Source organism: Bradyrhizobium sp. SZCCHNS3016 (genome assembly GCF_032484535.1).
GTDB lineage: Bacteria > Pseudomonadota > Alphaproteobacteria > Rhizobiales > Xanthobacteraceae > Bradyrhizobium.
In genome coordinates this window covers 18,231-36,195 of record NZ_JAUETE010000027.1, presented here as the reverse complement: position 1 = coordinate 36,195, position 17,965 = coordinate 18,231, and the positions used below count along the sequence as shown (strand labels likewise).

Sequence of the window (17,965 nt, the reverse complement as noted above, 5' to 3'; positions counted from 1 at the left end):
CGCGCCTCCTTCAACGACAATGAACAGCACATCGAGGTGAACCCCGATGTCAGTCTGAAATTTCCTGAAACCCGACTCCGCGACGAGCCGAACACAGGTTTGGTGCGCGCGTGCGCGCAAAGGTTCAATGTCAGGGTGTGGGCCCTGACTGAGCTGCTAGATCGTTAACGACATGGCCGGATCGCGGTTCCCGGACGAGAACTGGAACCGCTCCAAGGTCGGCCCTCCCCCCGAGCCCTGCAGGCGGGACTCGAGGGTTGAAATGGCTCTTGGCTACATGTTTTAGGAAGGAGCAGGTCGTCAGGAGCTATTTCAGCGGCAGGAACAGGTCCGCAGCCGTCTCGTGCTCGGGAACCTCCGGGAAGAAGTTCAGCCGCTGACAATAGATCGGGAAGTCACGCGCCTCCTCGCCGCTGGCCGGAAGCCAGTCGCGATAGAGAAACAGCGCGGCCGGCTCCAGATTGTGGGTGTTGCCGACGACGCGCAGCACGGCGCAGCGTCCGCCGGGGATCTCGCCGACCCTGATTGTCGCGTCATCGGTCTCGACCGGCTGATCGGTCCCGACACAGAGATCCACGCTGTAATCGGCAGGCGACGCGGGGCGCCGCTCGGAGCGCCAGACCGTGAAGGTCGGATTGGTCCTGGGGTGCAGGCCGGCAGCCTTGCGCCAGGCGATGAAGCGCTGGATCGTGGCGCCGAGCGTCGCCGGGTCGCCGCGATGCTCCATGATCGCCACCGGCGTGGTCGGCACCTCGCGAATCGTCACGTCGTCAGGGGTATAGGTCGTCCGCATCAGCTTGCTCCTTGCTTCGTCGAAAGGCCCGAAGGCCGCAAGCCACGGCTCCCAGTCGGGAGATTTCCGGAACGATGACGGCGATTGCCCGAACCGTTGCCGAAAGGCGCGGGCGAAGGCGTCCGGTGCATCGTAGCCGGCATCCATCGCGACCTCCGTGACGGTTTGGGCATCGCTGTAGGCCAGCTGATAGGACGCCCGCTTCATGCGGGCGAGCTGGATGTAGCGATGCACGGACAGCCCGAACGTCGCCGTGAACTGCCGGTGGAAATGATATTTCGAGTAGGCCGCGATGCTGCTCAGCGCGTCCAGGTCCAGATCATCGTCCAGATGCCGGTCGATGTGATCCAGGACCCGCTGCATCCGGGCATGGTAGTTCTGCAGCGCCGCCTTCATCGTTCAGTACTCCGTGGCCGCAGCAGCTAAGCGCGCTCAACGCTGACGCGCTCGACCGATCTTGCGGCTTTGTCACGGGGGCAAAACTAGCACGAAGGATCGGGTCACCTTTTGTTGGCCTGGTCCGTTCTGCTCGCGCATATCTTCACGAAGACTGGATAAGCGGCGCCTGTTCCATGCTCATACAAATTGAAAATGTAGCGACCCGGCTTGTCCGTGTAGATGATCCGATCATCCGCCTCGCGGTAGCCATCCTTGAGGAAACCATCAGGACCGTTCACCCAAACCTGCGCGCCACTATAGACAACCGCCTCCATCCCACCTTTCTCGTTCAATTGCTGCTCGACAATCCCGACGGTCAGAGCTTGGCCGCCCGCAAAGTTGCCGTAAAATCGCGTATCCAATCCTTGGTAGGACCAGCATTGTGAGCCTGGCTGCATATTGATTTGAACGTCGGCCTTCGCCGCCGACAGGAAGCCGGCCAACACGGCACCGGCTGAGAGCAGTCTCGTCATCTTGCACATCTCGAAACGCGTTCTTTCTGTCGCATATGCGCTGATCGCAAGTTCCGCGCTCGCATAGATGGCGCCGCGCTTGGGCTCCGGCGCGGCCGTCGCATTACGGATCGACCGCTGTCACGATCCAGAACGATGCCGGCACCACGACGCGCGGCCCCTTGGCGTAGCGCGCCAGCGCCTTCCTCACGGCAGCGATCGCGGCCTCCGTGGCCTCGGACGGCTGCCCGGCCACGGCGCGGCCGGCGGGCCCGATCGCGAGCGCCGTCTGCACCGCGCTGTCGAGGCCGGCGCCTGCGCCGAAGTCGAGCGCGATGTCGTGGCGTTCCAGCCGAATGCGCCGCAGCCCGGCATCGGTCATGACCTTCTCGATCCACTCGGCGGCTCCGAACGCGAAATCGTCCGGCGCGTGCGGCGGCAATCCCGGCAACTTCGGCACGTGGTCATAGGCCGCCTGCAGCGGCTCCAGCGCCCACGGGTTGTCGCGCAACTCGCCCCAGCAGGCGAAGGCGACGCGCCCCTCCGAGTGCAGCGCATTGCGGATGTTGAGCACGGCGCGCACTGGATTGGCGAAGTACATGACGCCGAGGCGCGAGATCATGAGATCGGCGCTCGCGGCCTTGAAGTGATGCACCATGGCATCGCCCTGCACGAAGCTCACCGGCGCATCGGCGGGGGCGAACTCGTGGGCCGCGGTCAGCATGGCTGCGGACACGTCGAGGCCGAGCACGCTGCCGCCGGGGCCGACCTTCTCGGCCGCCGCGATCAAGGTCGCCCCGCAGCCGCAGCCGATGTCCAGCACCCGCTCGTCCGCCTGGATCGCCGCGCGTTCCAGCAGCGCTTCCTGCACCGGCGCCAGCACCGCATCGATCTCGGCGCGGCGCGCGACCCACCGCCCACCGCCGGCACCGTTCCAGAAGGCGATCTGTTCGGCGTTGTCGAAATGCCCAAAGGAGGAGTCGGCGACGGCGGCGTCCATGGCGGAAGTCTCGGCAACAAAGGTCACAAATGAAATGAGCCGGCTCGAACAGCGTCCAGCGGCCCAATTCGGGAGTTTAGGGGGCGGTCTGCGGCTTGAAAAGCCAGTCTCACGGACGAAGCGGCCGCGGCAGGGCCACGCTGAAACGCATCGGCCGATGTCAAATGTGGCGATTCGAGAAAATGGTCGGAGCGGCGGGATTCGAACCCACGACCCCTAGTCCCCCAGACTAGTGCGCTAACCGGGCTGCGCCACGCTCCGATGGCCGATCCTCTAGCCGTGATCGGGGCGGGATGCAAGGCACGGCGGCACGGTTTCGTGGGTGACCCGATCGAGCGGAGTTCGTGGACCCCCGACCCCTCCCCACAAGGAGGAGAGCGCAGCCGACTCGCGGCGCGCCCACCGTCCGTCCACAGTTCGGCCGACCAACGCCAGCCACTACCGCAGGCCAACCATGCTGCGGAGGGCGTAACCTTCACACCTCTTTCATGGCGCGATCGAGCAGCGCGCGGCAGTCGAGGAGCTCCTTGAGCACGCCTTGGAGCTTGTCGCGGTCTTCCGGCTTCATGCCGGCGCGGGCGGGCGGGCCGACCCGGAAGGTGTCGAGGATGTCGTCCTCGGTGTCGACGAAGCGGAAGTCGATGCCCTCCTCGTCGGAGGCCTCCTCCTCCTCGTCCTCCGATTCGACCTCGGCCTCGCCGATCGGCTCCTCCTCCATGAGGGCCTGGCCGAGCGTCTCCTCCATGGCGCCGAACGAGACCGCGGCAGAGCTGTCGGCCAGTCCCTGGACCGACTTGACGCCGTGCTCCTTCAGGATCCGCTGCACCCCCTTGATGGTGTAGCCTTCGCCATAGAGCAGGCGCCGGATGCCCTTGAGCAGGTCGACGTCGTCGGGCCGGTAATAGCGCCGGCCCCCGCTCCGCTTCATCGGCTTGATCTGGGCGAACCGGGTCTCCCAAAACCGCAGCACGTGCTGCGGAATGTCGAGCTCCTGCGCGACCTCGCTGATCGTCCGAAACGCATCCGGCGCCTTGTCCAAATGCCCGTTCCCCTTCGATCGTGCTGACAAGAAAGTGGCAGACTACGCTGAATAGATTGGACGAACTGTACGCGGAACGAACGGTACGCGGGACGAACGATATGAGTTCGTCACGGCCCTGCCGACAATGCGGCGGGGCGACGGCCCCGACCCTATTCCGGCTCGGCGCCGAACTCGGCGCTGGCCTCGCCGTTCATCTTGCCGCTGCCCTGTTGGCCGTTGATGCGCTGCTTCAGGATCGCGGACGGCTTGAACACCATGACTCGCCGCGGCGAGATCGGCACTTCGGTGCCGGTCTTGGGGTTTCGTCCGATGCGCTGCCCCTTCTTGCGCACCATGAACGACCCGAAGGACGATAGCTTGACCGTCTCGCCGCGCTCGAGGCAGTCGGTGATCTCTTTCAAGACCAGCTCGACGAATGCAGACGACTCCGTCCGCGACAGCCCCACCTTTTGGTAGACTGCCTCGCAGAGATCGACGCGTGTGACTGTTTTTCCGGTTCCCGCCATCGCCTGCCCCAAACTCTCGGCGAATAATTCGCTCCGGAAATTAAGAGGTTAAGCGGCGGTGGTCAACAGCAGCGTGAATAGAAGTACGGGCCGTAGTGCCGATCTCTGGGCGTAATCCCGCCGCACGGCAGGCTCACCAGCGCACCAAAGCCGAGCCCCAGGTGAAGCCGCCGCCCATCGCCTCCAGCAAAACCACGTCGCCCTTCTTGATGCGGCCGTCCTTGACGGCCACGTCCAGCGCCAGCGGGATCGAGGCAGCGGAGGTATTTCCATGCCGATCGACCGTCAATACCACCTTCTCCGGCGCGATGTGCAGCTTGTGCGCCGAAGCGTCGATGATTCGCTTGTTGGCCTGGTGCGGCACGAACCAGTCGATGGTCTCGGCCGACAGGCCGGTGGCATCGAAGGCGTCAACGATCACGTCGGTGATCATGCCGACCGCGTGCTTGAACACCTCGCGGCCCTCCATCCGCAGATGCCCGACGGTCTGGGTCGAGGACGGACCGCCGTCGACATAGAGCTTGGCCTTGTGGCGACCGTCGGAGCGCAGATGCGTGGTCAATACGCCGCGATCGGCCGACGTGCCGCCCTGCTCCTGGGCGTCCAGGATCAGCGCGCCCGCGCCGTCACCGAACAGCACGCAGGTGGTGCGATCGTTCCAGTCGAGGATGCGCGAGAAGGTCTCGGCACCGATCACGAGCGCACGCTTGAACGAGCGGCTGCGGAGGAAATTGTCGGCGGTGGCGAGCGCAAAGACGAAGCCCGAGCAGACCGCCTGCAGGTCGAACGCCGCGCCATGGTGGATGCCGAGTTCGTTCTGGACCGCAACCGCGGTCGCCGGAAAGGTGTTGTCCGGCGTCGAGGTGCCGAGCACGATCAGGTCGATCGACTGCGGATCGACGTCGGCCGCCGCAAGGGCGGCCCGGGCCGCGTTGATCGCCAGATGTGAGGTGAACTCACCGTCGGCTGCGACATGGCGCTCACGGATGCCGGTGCGCTGGACGATCCACTCGTCCGAGGTCTCGATGCGGCTTGCCAGCTCGGCATTGGTCACGACCCGCTGCGGGAGGTAGGAGCCACAGCCGAGCACGACCGAACGAATTGTCACGAGACAGCCTCCTGGACGACGGATTCGGACGCCGGCGCGCCGCCGTCGGGATTGAGTGTTTGATTGATCTTGGTCAGGAGATCGTAGCGGGCCATCTCATAGCCAACCCTGACCGCCGAGGCAAAGCCCTCGGCATCGGTTCCACCGTGGCTCTTGACCACCATGCCCTTGAGGCCGAGCACCACGCTGCCGTTGGATTTGCGCGGGTCGAGCCGGGCCCGCAAAGCGGCGAAGGCGCCGCGGGCCAACAGATAGCCGATCCGTGCAAGCCAGCTCGCCTGGATCGCGCCGCGCAGGAAATCCGTGACCTGGCGGACGGTGCCCTCGGCCGTTTTCAAAGCGATGTTGCCGCTGAAGCCCTCGGTCACGACCACGTCGGCCGCACCCTTGCCAATGCCGTCGCCCTCGACGAAGCCGATATAGTCGAGCTGCGGCAGGTTCATCGCGCGCAGCTGCTCGGCCGCCTCGCGGATCTCCTCATGGCCCTTGATCTCCTCGACGCCGATGTTGAGAAGGCCGACGGTCGGCCGCGGCTTGTTGAACAGCACGCTCGCCAGCGCGCCGCCCATCACTGCCAGCGCGACGAGGTGGTGGGCATCGCCGCCGATCGTCGCACCGAGGTCGAGCACCACCGATTCGCCGCGCGCGGTCGGCCAGATCGCGGCCAGAGCCGGCCGGTCGATCCCGTCCAGCGTGCGCAGGCAGAAGCGCGCCATCGCCACCAGCGCGCCGGTGTTGCCGGCGGATACGGCGACGTCGGCCTCCCCCTTCTTGACCGCCTCGAGCGCGAGCCACATCGACGAGGTCTTTCGGCCGCGCCGGAGCGCCTGGCTCGGCTTGTCCTCCATGCTGACGGCCACGTCGGTGTGGATGACCCGCGAGACGGCCTTCAGCCGCGGATGCCGGTCGAGTTCGGGTACGATCTTGGCGCTATCGCCGAACAGCAGAAACTCCGCATCCGGATGGCGGCTCAGTGCGATCGCAGCACCGGGAATGACGATGGCCGCGCCGAAATCCCCGCCCATGGCGTCCAGCGCGATTCGAACCTTATGAGGCATGACGTCCCGGAAACCTGATCTCGAGCTTTGTCTCGTCTTGGCCGTAACTTGCTTGGCCGTGTTTGGCGGTCGTTCAGAGGCATTGCGCGGCCGATGGACAGGCCAGAGGCCGTCCGGGCCTTTTCGTCGCACCCCGACCCGGGCGCGACAATAGCGTCTCTCCGTGTCGAAACAACCTCCCGGGGGCAATGCAATTTGCAACCGCCACGCGGTCCGGGGCCAGCAGGGACCCGTCTTTGCCATCGAAATCAGCAGCTTGAGAGGATTTCGAGAGGCTTTGTGACAGGATCGACCGCTTCCGGCCTGCACAACGGCGCGTCAATCCTCACCCGTTTTCTTCGCTTTGACGGCACCCGGCCCGGCGGCATCTGCCGATTTCAGCGCCTTCAACGCCGCGAAGGGATGGTCCTCCGGCTCGGCGGCTGCCGCCATCGGCTGCTCGAACACGGCGCCCGGCTTGCGCGGATAGGGATCGATCCCCAGGAACAGCGCGTCGGCGGCAAGCCGGCCGAGGTCGATCTGCCCGCCAATGATCGGCTCCGGCGGATCAGCCGTCTCCACCTCGCTGTTGGGATCGTCCTCGACCAGATCGGCGAGCTCGGGAATCTGCTCCGGCGGGGCGAACATCTGGTCGATCGGCTCGTCGATCTCGATCTCGATCGGATCGAGCGTGACGACGCAGGTCTGACCGATCCGGGCCCGCACCCGGCCCTCGACATGCACCTTGCCGTCGCGCTTCTGGACGACGTCGAACGAGGCATGGGCCGAGATGACCTCGCGCAGCTCGGCAAGCGCGGCGAGCGCGCGGCGCGTGGCCTCGTCGGCCTCGATCTCGCGATGCAGACCGGCGTCCGGAATCTGCGCCACGATCACCGGCGGCGCCCGCCAGGGATCCTTCGCCGGATTTCGCCCCGTCTGTCGCGATGTGTCTGTGTCTCTGCTCATCTCGCTAGTCCTGCTGCACCGGCTGCGGGAAGCTCCAGCCGGCGCCGAGCAGCCTGTTGTCGTCGAGAGCGGCGAGATGCGCGGCCACCCGCGCCGCATAGGCGGCAAGTCCGGCCGCGCTGTCCGGATGCTCCCCGTTCAAGATATTCTTCTGCAGCGCCTCCGCCAGCCGGGCCTCGCTCTCGGACCAGGCGAGGTCATAGGCGGCGGTGCGGCCATAGAATGCCTCGCCGAACTTCTGCATCCGCTTCGGCACGGTGAGATCCCCCACCCCCATCTCGCGCAGATTGTCGTCCATGTCGTCGCAGAAGCGGTCGAATAGCGCCTGCGAGAGCTCCGACCCCACCCCGCGCAGCCGCCGCAGCACCAGCCAGAGGTGCAGAATCAGCAGATCGAGCCGTCCCTCGACCGTGTCGGGGACATTCAAGTGTCTATAAAACAACGGGTCTCGGGTTTGTGCCACGATCATGCCATAGATCGGCTCGATGGTCCCGCGCGGGGACGGTCGGGATTTGCTGAGAAGGTTGAATGGCCAGAGCATGACGGTTCCGCGGTCGAGTTTCCCTGACCCTGTTCGGGGGCATGTTGCAATCCGCAAGTTTGCCCGGTACGTCAACGCCCTGCCCGACGCAAGGGGACGGGATCCGATCTGAAGAAGATGACCCAGACAATGCGAACGACTGCCCGCCTGCTCTCCTGCGGCCTGAGCACCCGACTGCGCACCGCCGGCGCGATCGCGCTGACCTGTCTGGCGCTGGCCGCCTGCACCGGCGAGCAGTTCCAGAAGGGCTACATCATGCCCCCCGGCGCGCTGGAGCAGATCCCGATCGGCGCCAGCCAGGACCAGGTGCTGATCGTGATGGGCACGCCGTCGACGGTGGCGACGCTCGACGGCGAGGTATTCTACTACATCTCCCAGCGCGCCGAGCGCCCGGTTGCCTTCATGAACCAGAAGGTGGTCGATCAGCGCGTCATCGCGATCTATTTCGACAAGAACCGCCAGGTCCGGCGGCTCGCCAATTACGGCATGAAGGACGGCAAGATCTTCGACTTCGTCAGCCGCACCACGCCGACCTCCGGCCAGGAGCTCAGCTACCTGACACCGCTGTTCAAGCTGCTCAGCTTCAACTGATCCCGACACGATCGCCGCAGCCCGGAATGTGATTCCGGGCCACGGCACAAAGCCGGACCGCTGCGCTGAATTGCGCAGCTCGCGCGCAATTGGCCTGCTTGCTCTGGCGATGCAATCTTCCCTACCCTGCTGCAAAACAAGAGCAGGGAGGAATCATTGGCTCATAGCATCGCGCTGTCGCGCCGCAAGCTTCTGTCCGGAGCCGCAGCGCTGTCGACCGCCGCCATTCTGCCGCGCACGAGTCTCGCCGACTGGCGTCCGACCGAGACGATCAAGCTGATCGTGCCCGCCGCGCCCGGCGGCAGCACCGACGTGATGGGACGGCTGCTGGCCGCGCATCTGCAGACGGTTTGGGGACAGTCGGCGGTGGTCGAGAATCGCTCAGGCGGTGGCGGCACGATCGGCACCGCCGAGGTCGCGCGCAACACCAAGGGGGACGGCCATACGGTCCTGATCGGCAACCCCGGTCCCAACGCGATCGCCTATTCAATCTTCCGCAACCTCGCCTACAAGCCGGATCAGCTGCAGGCGGTCTCCAACATGATCCGCATCCCCAACATCGTCTCGGCGCATCCGTCGACCGGGATCAAGTCGATCCCGGAGCTGATCGCCTACCTCAAGGCCAATCCCGACAAGCTCAACTACGGCTCGTCAGGCGTCGGCCAGAGCCCGCATCTCACCGGCGCCTGGTTCCTGCAGCTCACCGGGTTGAAGATGACGCACATCCCGTTCCGCGGCGCCGGCCCCGCGCTGCAGGCCGCGCTCGCCGGCGACATCCAGATCCTGTTCGACAATCTGTTTCCGTCGCTGCCGCAGGTGCAGGACGGCAAGCTGACCGGCCTGTGCGTGACGACGCCGGAGCGCAGCGCCAATGCGCCCGACCTGCCGACGATGCGCGAAAGCGCGCCGGAGCTGGCCAAGTTCGACGTGTCGTCCTGGTTCGGCGTGTTCCTGCCCAAGGCCTGCCCCCCGGAGATCGTCAGCGCGCTCAACCTGCAGGTCAAGGCGATGCTGGAGCGCGAGGACATCGCTAAGAACATCGCGGCCATGGGCGCCCGCGCCGACTACGGCACGCCGCAGCAGTTCGGCGATTTCGTCCAGGCCGAGACAGCCAAGTTCGCGTCGATCATCCAGAGGGAAGGCCTGCAGATGGACGTGAAGTAGCCCGCTCGGGCGGCCTTGGTCGGGCCGCCTTGCGCCGGAGTATCGGAATAGGGCTCGCGGTGTAACGGCACCTTAAGCGAGGGGATGCGAAAGATGACGACCGCGTGCCTTTGACTTGGTCGTGAAATACCGTCGGCGGATGCCGAGCCGATCGCCTCCCAAGGCTGCGGCCCGATGACCGTCGCAAAGGCCACCGGCGATGTCCATCGCATGAGCCGTGTCTTGCCCAACGACGTCCTCCACCAGCTCGAAGACATTCTCGCCAGCCGATACGTGTCGCGGCGCGCCGAGATCCTGGAGCGCGTCACCGACCTGTTCGTCGTGGGCTCGGGCAAGTTCACCGAAGAACATGTCGATCTGTTCGACCACGTGCTGTTCAAGCTGCTCGACAACGTCGCTATTGCGGCGCGGGCGCAGCTCGGCAGCCGGCTCGCGATGCTGCCTGACGCGCCGCCGCGGCTGCTCCGTCTGCTCGCCAGCGACGAGACGATCGCGGTGGCAGGTTCCGTGCTGCGCCAGAGCGAACGGCTCGATGACGAGACCCTGGTCGCGACCGCGCAGACCCGGGGCCAGGAGCATCTGCTCGCGATCTCCGACCGCAAGATCCTCACGGAATCCGTCACCGACGTTCTGGTCGATCGCGGCAATCAGGCCGTCGTTTCGAACACCGCCAACAATGGCGGCGCGCGCTTCTCCGATCACGGCTTCTCCGGCCTGGTGACGAAGGCATCCGAAGATCCCGGCCTCGCCTTGAAGCTCTGGAGCCGGCCCGACAGCCCACGCGAGGTGCTGGTCCGGCTGTTCGTCGAAGCCTCCGACGCGGTGCGCAGCCAGCTCGCCAGCGCTGATGCGGCGCGGGCCGAGATCGTCGAGCTCGCCGTGGCGCAGGCTTCGGATCATCTGCAGGCCGCCGCGCGGACGCGCTCGGCCGATTTCGTCACCGCCAAGGACTATGTCGAGCTGCTGCACGCGACCGGCCAGCTCCACGAGGCGCAGCTGCACGGCTTCGCCAAGGAAGGCAGCTTCGACAAGGTCACGCTGGCGCTGTCCCTGATGTGCAACCTGCCGCTCGACGTGGTCGAGCGCGCCTTCGTGCGCAAGCAGCCGGACCAGCTCCTTGTGCTCGCCAAGGCGCTCGACTTGTCCTGGGTCACGACCACGACGCTGCTGTTCATGCAGGCGAGCGCCAGCGGCAGCGCACGCCCACAGCTCGACCAGCATCTGGCGAGCTTCTCGCAAATGCAGCCGCGCATGGCGCAGAGCACGCTGCAGTCGTATCGCACGCGGCAGCGCGCGGCGGAATAGACGGCGTCACGACACAACGAGAGACAATGAAAAACCCCGCGGCTCGCGCCGCGGGGCCTTTATTGGTCAGGACATCGCCCCGCTCAGTGCGCGAGGATCGCCAGCAGCAGCAGGGCCACGATGTTGGTGATCTTGATCATCGGGTTCACCGCGGGGCCGGCCGTGTCCTTGTAGGGGTCGCCGACGGTGTCACCCGTCACCGCCGCCTTGTGAGCATCGGAGCCCTTGCCGCCGTAGTGGCCGTCCTCGATGTACTTCTTGGCGTTGTCCCAGGCGCCGCCGCCCGAGGTCATCGAGATCGCGACGAACAGGCCGGTGACGATGACGCCGAGCAGCATGGCGCCGACGGCCGAGAACGCCGCCGACTTGCCGGCCGCGCCGCCGCCCGCGATGGCGTAGATCAGGAAGTAGACGACGATCGGCGACAGCACCGGCAGCAGCGAAGGGATGATCATCTCCTTGATCGCCGCCTTGGTCAGCAGGTCAACCGCCTTGCCGTAGTCAGGCTTGTCGGTGCCCTGCATGATGCCCGGCTTCTCGCGGAACTGGCGCCGCACCTCCTCGACGATCGCGCCGGCCGCACGGCCGACCGCGGTCATGCCCATCGCGCCGAACAGATACGGCAGCAGGCCACCGAACAAGAGACCAACCACGACATACGGGTTGTTCAGCGAGAAGTCCGGCTTGATCCCCGCGAAATAGGGATGGTGCGCCGAATCCGCGATGAAGAACTGCAGGTCCTGGTTATAGGCCGCAAACAGCACCAGCGCGCCGAGACCGGCCGAGCCGATCGCGTAGCCCTTGGTGACCGCCTTGGTGGTGTTGCCGACCGCGTCGAGCGCATCGGTCGACTTGCGGACCTCCTTCGGCAGACCGGCCATCTCGGCGATGCCGCCGGCGTTGTCGGTGACCGGGCCGAAGGCGTCGAGCGCGACGATCATGCCGGCCAGAGCGAGCATGGTCGTGGTCGCGATCGCGATGCCGAACAGGCCGGCCAGGCTATAAGTGACCAGGATGCCGGCGATGATGACGATCGCAGGCAGCGCGGTCGACTCCATCGAGATGGCGAGGCCCTGGATCACGTTGGTGCCGTGACCGGTCACCGAGGCCGCCGCGATCGACTTCACCGGGCGGAAGTCGGTGCCGGTGTAGTATTCGGTGATCCAGATGATGAGGCCGGTGACGACCAGACCGACCACGCCGCACATGAACAGCGCCGTGCCGGTGTAGTCGACGCCGTCGAGCTTGCCGAAGCCGATCAGCCAAGCGATCGCCAGCGCCACGCCACCGAGCGACAGGACGCCGGTCGCAATCAGGCCCTTGTAGAGAGCGCCCATGATCGACTGGCTGGCGCCGAGCTTGACGAAGAAGGTGCCTGCGATCGAGGTGATGATGCAGATGCCGCCGATGGCGAGCGGCAGGGTCATCATGTTGGTCAGCAGCGACGACTTGGCGAAGAAGATGGCCGCCAGGACCATGGTGGCGACCGCGGTCACCGCATAGGTCTCGAACAGGTCGGCGGCCATGCCGGCGCAGTCACCGACGTTGTCGCCGACGTTGTCGGCGATGGTCGCGGGGTTGCGCGGATCGTCCTCCGGGATGCCGGCTTCGACCTTGCCGACGAGATCACCGCCGACGTCGGCGCCCTTGGTGAAGATGCCGCCGCCGAGACGGGCGAAGATCGAGATCAGCGAGGCACCGAAGCCGAGCGCGACCAGCGCGTCGATCACGGTGCGGCTGTCCGGCGCGAGCTTCATGAAGCCGGTCAGGATGCCGAAATAGATGGTGACACCGAGCAGCGCGAGACCGGCCACGAGCAGACCGGTGATGGCACCGGCCTTGAAGGCCAGCTCCAGGCCGCCGGCGAGCGAGGTGATGGCGGCCTGCGCGGTGCGGACGTTGGCGCGCACCGACACGTTCATGCCGATGAAGCCGGCCGCGCCAGAGAGGATCGCGCCGATCGCAAAGCCGATCGCGACGAGCATGCCGAGGAAATACGCAAGGAGCACGAAGATCACGACACCGACGATTCCGATCGTCATGTATTGGCGGCGAAGATAGGCCTGCGCGCCCTCACGCACGGCCGCCGCGATTTCCTGCATGCGCGCATTGCCGGCGTCCGCGCTGAGCACCGATTGTGTGGCCCAGATCGCATAGACGATCGACAGCGCCCCGCAGAGCACGATCACCCATAAAGCTGACATTTAGTTTCCTCGGCTCTTTGCTTTTCTAACTACGTCACGCCGCGATGGTGCGACGCACGCCCCCTGTCAGGCCGCCCCGGGCGGAGCCGCCTCGAACATCATGAAGCTTGCCAAAATCGCCATGATGACGCAACGCCGCGACGCCTGAACCGCTCCAAATTCAGACGCTTCTTTGGTCGCATTGTGCGGTGCAAATAGGTGTCAGAAGTGGCTGAAGGACAAACGCGTCAGTGTGACGGGACGGCCCTGCCCGTCCAGGAAGCGCGGGGCTCGCGTTCCTTCGACGATGGCGCCGATGTCGGTGACGGCAACGCCCGCCGTCTCGGCTGCGCCACGGAAGGCTGCGCATTGCGCTGCGGGAACAGTGCAGAGGATCTCGTAATCGTCGCCGCCGGAGATCATGCTTTCAAGCTGCGCGGCCCCGACAGCGAGCAGCTTCGCCGCCGCCGGCGATCGTGGAATGTGTGACAGCGTGATGTCGGCGCTCACGGAAGAGGCGGCGCAGAGCTTGATCAGGTCTCCTGCGAGGCCATCGGAGACGTCCATCGAGGCGGTCGCGTAGTCTCTCACGGCCGCGGCCAGGGCATTGCGCGGCTGCGGCGTGCGATAGCGGCCGATCAGCATATCCCGCGCGGCGGGATCGTCGACCAGCGCCGCCGCCTCCGCTGTGCCCGTCAGCATGCACAGGCCGAGCGCGGCATCACCGATCGTTCCCGTGACCATCACCCGGTCGCCGGGACGCGCCCCGAACCGATGCACCATCCGGCCCCGGGGCACCCGCCCCCAGGCTGCGATCGAGATCATCACGGGACCGGGCGTCGACACGGTGTCGCCACCGAGCAGCGGACAGCCGAACGCAGCCGCGTCCTCGCCGAGGCCACGCGCGAACTCCGACAGCCACGCCTCGTCCTTCTCGCGCAGCGCCAGCGTCAGGACGAAGCCGGTGGGCACGGCGCCCTTGGCGGCGAGATCGGACAGGTTCACCCGCAGCGCCTTGCGCGCGATGGTGTCGGGGGGATCGTTGGCGAGATAATGGACGCCTTCGACGATGGCGTCGGTCTTGACGACGATGTCGTCACCATTGGCCGGAATGATCGCGGCATCGTCGACGAGGCCGAAGGCGCCGGGGTCGGTCGCCAGCGGCTTGAAAAAGCGGGCGATCAGGGAGTCTTCGCCGGAGAGGTTGTGGGTCACGCGCTCGTCCCCCACACTTTGCACACTCTGCTGTCATCGCCCGGCTCGACCGGGCGATCCAGTACGCCACGGCCCTTCCGTATCCCTTGAACGTCTCTGGAATACGGGATCACCCGCCGTCGCGGGTGATGACAGTCGAGGAAAGAGACTGGCATCGCGCCGGTTCGCAGCGATCGTGCTCCGGCGCCCCCCATCGCTACTTCGGCCCCATCTCGTCGGCTCGGTATTGCCGGGCGAGTTGCTCCAGCACGGCGTTGACCATGCCGGTCTCGTCGCGCTCGACGAAGGCATGGGCAATGTCGACATATTCAGACACCACGACCTTCGCCGGAATGTCCCTGCGCTGCTCCAGCTCATAGGCGCCGGCACGCAGCACCGCGCGCAAGATCGCCTCGATCCGCTGCAGCGGCCAGCCGCGCTCCAGCGCATTGTCCAGCACGGGATCGATCTTGGTCTGGTCGCGCACCACGCCGGAGACGATGTCGCGGAAGAAGGCGGCCTCGGCCGGCAGATACTGCTCGCCCTCGACCTCGTTGCCGAGCCAGTGGCTCTCGAACTCGGCCAGCACGTCGTTGATGCCGGCGCCGGCGATGTCCATCTGGTAGAGCGCCTGCACGGCGGCAAGCCGCGCCGCGCCGCGCCGGTTGGCCTTCCGATCGTTTGCTCTGACCGGGCCCTTGAACGGTTTGTTGCTGCTCTCGGCCATCTCAGCCTCGCGCCAGACGGCGTTTGATGCGCAGCACGGCGAGCGCGGCCCGCGCAGCATCGCCGCCCTTGTTCATTTCCGAGACGCGGGCGCGCGCCCAGGCCTGGTCCTCGGTGTTGACCGTCAGGATGCCGTTGCCGAGCGGCAGGCCGCGCGCCACCGACAGGTCCATCAGCGCCCGCGAGGACTCCTGCGACACGATCTCGAAATGGATGGTGTCGCCGCGGATGACGCAACCGAGCGCGATCGCCGCATCATAGGGCTTGCCGTTCTTGGCGGCCGCATCGAGCGCAATGGCAATGGTCGCCGGAATCTCCAACGAGCCGGTGACCGTGAGAACATCATAGCCCACGCCCGCCGCCTTCAGCTCGGCGGTGGCGCCCTCCAGCAGGGCATCCTGAAGATCGTCGTAGAAGCGGGCCTCGACGATCAGCGCCCGGGCGCCGGAGATGTCGGTCTGGTCTTTGAGCGGCGCGCGCCGTGCGTCTGCCATGGTTCTGTTTCCATTGTCTTCAGGTGCCTCGTCCCAAGGGAGCGGCCATCCGGCCGCCTCGCGAAGGGCGAGATGAAATCGGCCTCATGCTGCGAGACGACACATCAGCGCCTCCTCGCAATCAGGGCTGGCCTTGTAGGCGCCAGCGCCCGCAAAGCCAAGACGGAAAGCCCCCTTCGAGGCTACTTCATTTCCGTAAGGCGCGCGGCATAGCGCGCCATCAGGTCGACCTCGAGATTGACCTCGCTGCCGGCCTGCCAGGACGACAGCGTGGTGACCGACAGCGTATGCGGAATGATCAGCACCGAGAAGGCCAGTTCGTCGACGGTGTTGACCGTCAGCGACACGCCATCGAGGGTAACCGAACCCTTGGTGGCGATGAAGCGCGCCAGATCCCGCGTTGTCTTCAGCACGAACCGCGCCATATCAGGCAGGTCGTCGCGGCTGACGATGGTCGCAATACCGTCGACATGACCCGAGACGATGTGACCGCCGAGCTCGTCGCCGATCTTCAGCGCCCGCTCCAGGTTCAGCTTCGTTCCGACGCGCCAGTGCTTGGCCGTGGTCAGCGCCAGCGTCTCGGCGGCGGCATCGACCTCGAACCAGGTCTTGCCGTCGGTGAGGCCCGACCGCACGACGGTGAGGCAGACGCCGTTGTTGGCGATCGACGCGCCGTCGGCGATCGTGGCCTGGTGGTAGCTGCAGGCGATGCGCAGCCGGTGCAGCTTGCCCTCGGTCCGCGGCGTCAGGCTGACGATCTCGCCGATGTCGGTGACGATGCCTGTGAACATTAGGCGCGCTCGTAAATCGTAAGGGTGTCGGGATCGAGCGTTTCGCTAGCACGAACGCGATAGGCCGGCGACTGCGTGATTGCGGTCAGCGGCAATGCATCCAGCGCAGCGATCCCGTCCGCTCCGATCTCCCTGGGACCACGCAGCAGCCAGATTTCATCGACCAGGCCACTTGCCATGAAAGATGATGCGACGCGGCTGCCGCCTTCGATCATCAAACGGGTGATGCCCTTCTCGGCGAGCGCCTTGAGCACGGCGGGTGGCTCCAGTGCCGACGGTGCGACCTGCGGCGGCAGGCGGATCACCTGCGCGCCGGCGGCTCCCAGCTTGGTCGCTGCGGCGGGCTCCGCCACCTCAGAGGCAACGAGCCAAAGCGGCGTCGTCCGCGCTGACTGCACCAGACGGCTGGCGGTCGGGAGGCGCAGGACGGGGTCGAGCACGACACGGACCGGCGAGCGGGATTCCATGCCGGGCAGCCGGCAGGTCAGCAGCGGATCGTCGGCGATCGCGGTGCGCACGCCGATCAGGATCGCGTCGCTCTGGGCACGCAACACATGCACGCGCGTCCGCGCCGCTTCGCCGGTGATCGCGACCGGCGTGTTGCCCGCGGCTGCAATCTTGTCGTCGGCCGAGACGGCAAGCTTCAGGATCACATGCGGCCGCCCGTCGCGGATGCGTCGGAAATGACCCGAATGGTCGCGCTTGGCGTCCGCCGAGCAGAGGCCGACCTCGACCTGGATGCCGGCGGCGCGGAGCTTCGCATGTCCCTGCCCTGCGACCTCCGGATTGGGATCCTCGATCGCCGAGACGACGCGGCTGATTCCGGCTGCGATAACCGCGTCCACGCAAGGCGGCGACTTGCCGACATGCGAGCACGGCTCCAGCGTCACGTAGAGCGTGGCGCCTTTGGCTGCCTCCCCGGCACGGCGCAGCGCCTCGGGCTCGCCATGAGGACGTCCACCGGGCTGGGTCCAGCCGCGGCCGACGATCACGCCGTCCTTGACCACCACGGCACCGACGGCGGGATTGGGCCAGGTCCGCCCCAACCCGCGGCGGCCGAGCGTCAGCGCGAGCTGCATGAAGCGGCGGTCGGCGTCCTTCTGAGCCTTCAGCTTCTCGCCGACCTGATCGACCAGAACCCGGAAGATCATTTGCGGACCGGCGCGAGGCGCGGTGCTTCGTCCTCCGCCGAGAGCTCGCCGAGCACGGCCTCGAAATCCTTGGCCTCGCGGAAATTGCGGTAGACCGAGGCGAAGCGGACATAGGCGACGTCGTCGAGATCGCGCAGATGCTCCATCACGATCTCGCCGATCGCCTCCGAGGACACCTCCGACTCGCCGCCGCTCTCGAGCTCGCGCACGATCGCCGAGACCATCTTCTCGACCCGCTCCGGATCGACCGAGCGCTTGCGCAAGGAGATCTGCACCGAGCGCATCAGCTTGTCGCGGTCGAACGGCACGCGGCGGCCGTTGCGCTTGATCACGGTCAGTTCGCGCAGCTGCACCCGCTCGAAGGTCGTGAAGCGGAAATTGCAGGTGACGCAGACCCGGCGCCGCCGGATCACCGAAGAATCCTCGGTGGGGCGGGAGTCCTTCACCTGCGTATCGAGGCTGTTGCAGCTCGGGCAGCGCATT

At 66.2% G+C, this 17,965-nt stretch carries 19 protein-coding genes and 1 tRNA gene; 3 read left to right on the top strand and 17 right to left on the bottom strand.

Features of this window, described 5'->3' with window-relative positions; translation table 11 throughout:
* Positions 1-307: 307 nt before the first annotated feature.
* The 10 genes from QW881_RS31545 to QW881_RS31500 form a co-directional block, all read right to left on the bottom strand.
* The gene (locus QW881_RS31545) at positions 308-1,189 is read right to left on the bottom strand and encodes an AraC family transcriptional regulator (RefSeq protein WP_315758557.1); all 882 of its coding nucleotides are present in this window, start codon (positions 1,187-1,189) and stop codon (positions 308-310) included.
* A gap of 104 nt (positions 1,190-1,293) precedes the next feature.
* Positions 1,294-1,704, bottom strand: a complete 411-nt coding sequence (locus QW881_RS31540) for a hypothetical protein (protein WP_315758558.1) — start codon at positions 1,702-1,704, stop codon at positions 1,294-1,296.
* A gap of 103 nt (positions 1,705-1,807) precedes the next feature.
* Positions 1,808-2,683, bottom strand: coding sequence for a class I SAM-dependent methyltransferase (locus QW881_RS31535; RefSeq protein ID WP_315758559.1), 876 nt, complete (start codon positions 2,681-2,683; stop codon positions 1,808-1,810).
* Positions 2,684-2,866: 183 nt separating this feature from the next.
* Positions 2,867-2,944, bottom strand: a tRNA-Pro gene (locus tag QW881_RS31530).
* Between the two features lie 214 nt (positions 2,945-3,158).
* Positions 3,159-3,722 carry a MerR family transcriptional regulator gene (locus QW881_RS31525; protein WP_315758560.1) on the bottom strand — a complete coding sequence of 188 codons (564 nt, stop codon included), beginning with the start codon at positions 3,720-3,722 and terminating at the stop codon, positions 3,159-3,161.
* 152 nt (positions 3,723-3,874) lie between these two features.
* Positions 3,875-4,231, bottom strand: a complete 357-nt coding sequence (locus tag QW881_RS31520; RefSeq protein WP_315758632.1) for an integration host factor subunit alpha — start codon at positions 4,229-4,231, stop codon at positions 3,875-3,877.
* Between the two features lie 133 nt (positions 4,232-4,364).
* The gene (locus QW881_RS31515) at positions 4,365-5,339 is read right to left on the bottom strand and encodes a beta-ketoacyl-ACP synthase III (protein WP_315758561.1); all 975 of its coding nucleotides are present in this window, start codon (positions 5,337-5,339) and stop codon (positions 4,365-4,367) included.
* A complete protein-coding gene (gene plsX / locus QW881_RS31510; protein WP_315758562.1) occupies positions 5,336-6,397 on the bottom strand; it encodes a phosphate acyltransferase PlsX in 1,062 nt (353 codons plus the stop codon). Before plsX ends, QW881_RS31515 begins: the two co-directional genes overlap by 4 nt.
* A 318-nt stretch (positions 6,398-6,715) precedes the next feature.
* The gene (locus QW881_RS31505) at positions 6,716-7,342 is read right to left on the bottom strand and encodes a DUF177 domain-containing protein (protein ID WP_315758563.1); all 627 of its coding nucleotides are present in this window, start codon (positions 7,340-7,342) and stop codon (positions 6,716-6,718) included.
* A gap of 4 nt (positions 7,343-7,346) precedes the next feature.
* Positions 7,347-7,883, bottom strand: a complete 537-nt coding sequence (locus QW881_RS31500) for a ubiquinol-cytochrome C chaperone family protein (protein WP_315758564.1) — start codon at positions 7,881-7,883, stop codon at positions 7,347-7,349.
* 129 nt (positions 7,884-8,012) lie between these two features.
* On the opposite strand from QW881_RS31500, the gene QW881_RS31495 reads away from it, so the two are divergent.
* From QW881_RS31495 to QW881_RS31485, 3 genes are all read left to right on the top strand, one after another.
* Entirely contained in the window at positions 8,013-8,474 is a 462-nt protein-coding gene (locus QW881_RS31495; RefSeq protein ID WP_315758565.1) for an outer membrane protein assembly factor BamE, read from the top strand.
* Between the two features lie 156 nt (positions 8,475-8,630).
* A complete protein-coding gene (locus tag QW881_RS31490; RefSeq protein WP_315758566.1) occupies positions 8,631-9,638 on the top strand; it encodes a tripartite tricarboxylate transporter substrate binding protein in 1,008 nt (335 codons plus the stop codon).
* Between the two features lie 222 nt (positions 9,639-9,860).
* On the top strand, positions 9,861-10,943 hold the full coding sequence (locus QW881_RS31485) for a DUF2336 domain-containing protein (RefSeq protein WP_315758633.1): 1,083 nt from the start codon (positions 9,861-9,863) through the stop codon (positions 10,941-10,943).
* An 83-nt stretch (positions 10,944-11,026) separates the two neighbouring features.
* On the opposite strand, the gene QW881_RS31480 is transcribed toward QW881_RS31485, so the two are convergent.
* The 7 genes from QW881_RS31480 to nrdR all read right to left on the bottom strand — a co-directional run bounded on the left by QW881_RS31480 (position 11,027) and on the right by nrdR (position 17,964).
* Positions 11,027-13,147: a sodium-translocating pyrophosphatase gene (locus QW881_RS31480; RefSeq protein WP_315740218.1), complete on the bottom strand. Its 2,121-nt coding sequence runs from the start codon at positions 13,145-13,147 to the stop codon at positions 11,027-11,029.
* A gap of 201 nt (positions 13,148-13,348) precedes the next feature.
* Positions 13,349-14,341 (bottom strand): thiamine-phosphate kinase, encoded by a 993-nt coding sequence (gene thiL, locus QW881_RS31475; protein ID WP_315758567.1) that lies wholly within the window; start codon positions 14,339-14,341, stop codon positions 13,349-13,351.
* Between the two features lie 196 nt (positions 14,342-14,537).
* On the bottom strand, positions 14,538-15,047 hold the full coding sequence (gene nusB / locus QW881_RS31470) for a transcription antitermination factor NusB (protein WP_316159127.1): 510 nt from the start codon (positions 15,045-15,047) through the stop codon (positions 14,538-14,540).
* Position 15,048: 1 nt separating this feature from the next.
* On the bottom strand, positions 15,049-15,540 hold the full coding sequence (gene ribH / locus QW881_RS31465; RefSeq protein WP_315740221.1) for a 6,7-dimethyl-8-ribityllumazine synthase: 492 nt from the start codon (positions 15,538-15,540) through the stop codon (positions 15,049-15,051).
* Positions 15,541-15,722: 182 nt separating this feature from the next.
* A complete protein-coding gene (locus QW881_RS31460; protein ID WP_315758569.1) occupies positions 15,723-16,331 on the bottom strand; it encodes a riboflavin synthase in 609 nt (202 codons plus the stop codon).
* Positions 16,331-17,482, bottom strand: a complete 1,152-nt coding sequence (gene ribD, locus QW881_RS31455; RefSeq protein ID WP_315758570.1) for a bifunctional diaminohydroxyphosphoribosylaminopyrimidine deaminase/5-amino-6-(5-phosphoribosylamino)uracil reductase RibD — start codon at positions 17,480-17,482, stop codon at positions 16,331-16,333. The genes QW881_RS31460 and ribD overlap by 1 nt, the downstream gene beginning before the upstream one ends.
* Positions 17,479-17,964 carry a transcriptional regulator NrdR gene (gene nrdR / locus QW881_RS31450; RefSeq protein ID WP_006612773.1) on the bottom strand — a complete coding sequence of 162 codons (486 nt, stop codon included), beginning with the start codon at positions 17,962-17,964 and terminating at the stop codon, positions 17,479-17,481. The genes ribD and nrdR overlap by 4 nt, the downstream gene beginning before the upstream one ends.
* Position 17,965: the final 1 nt, after the last annotated feature.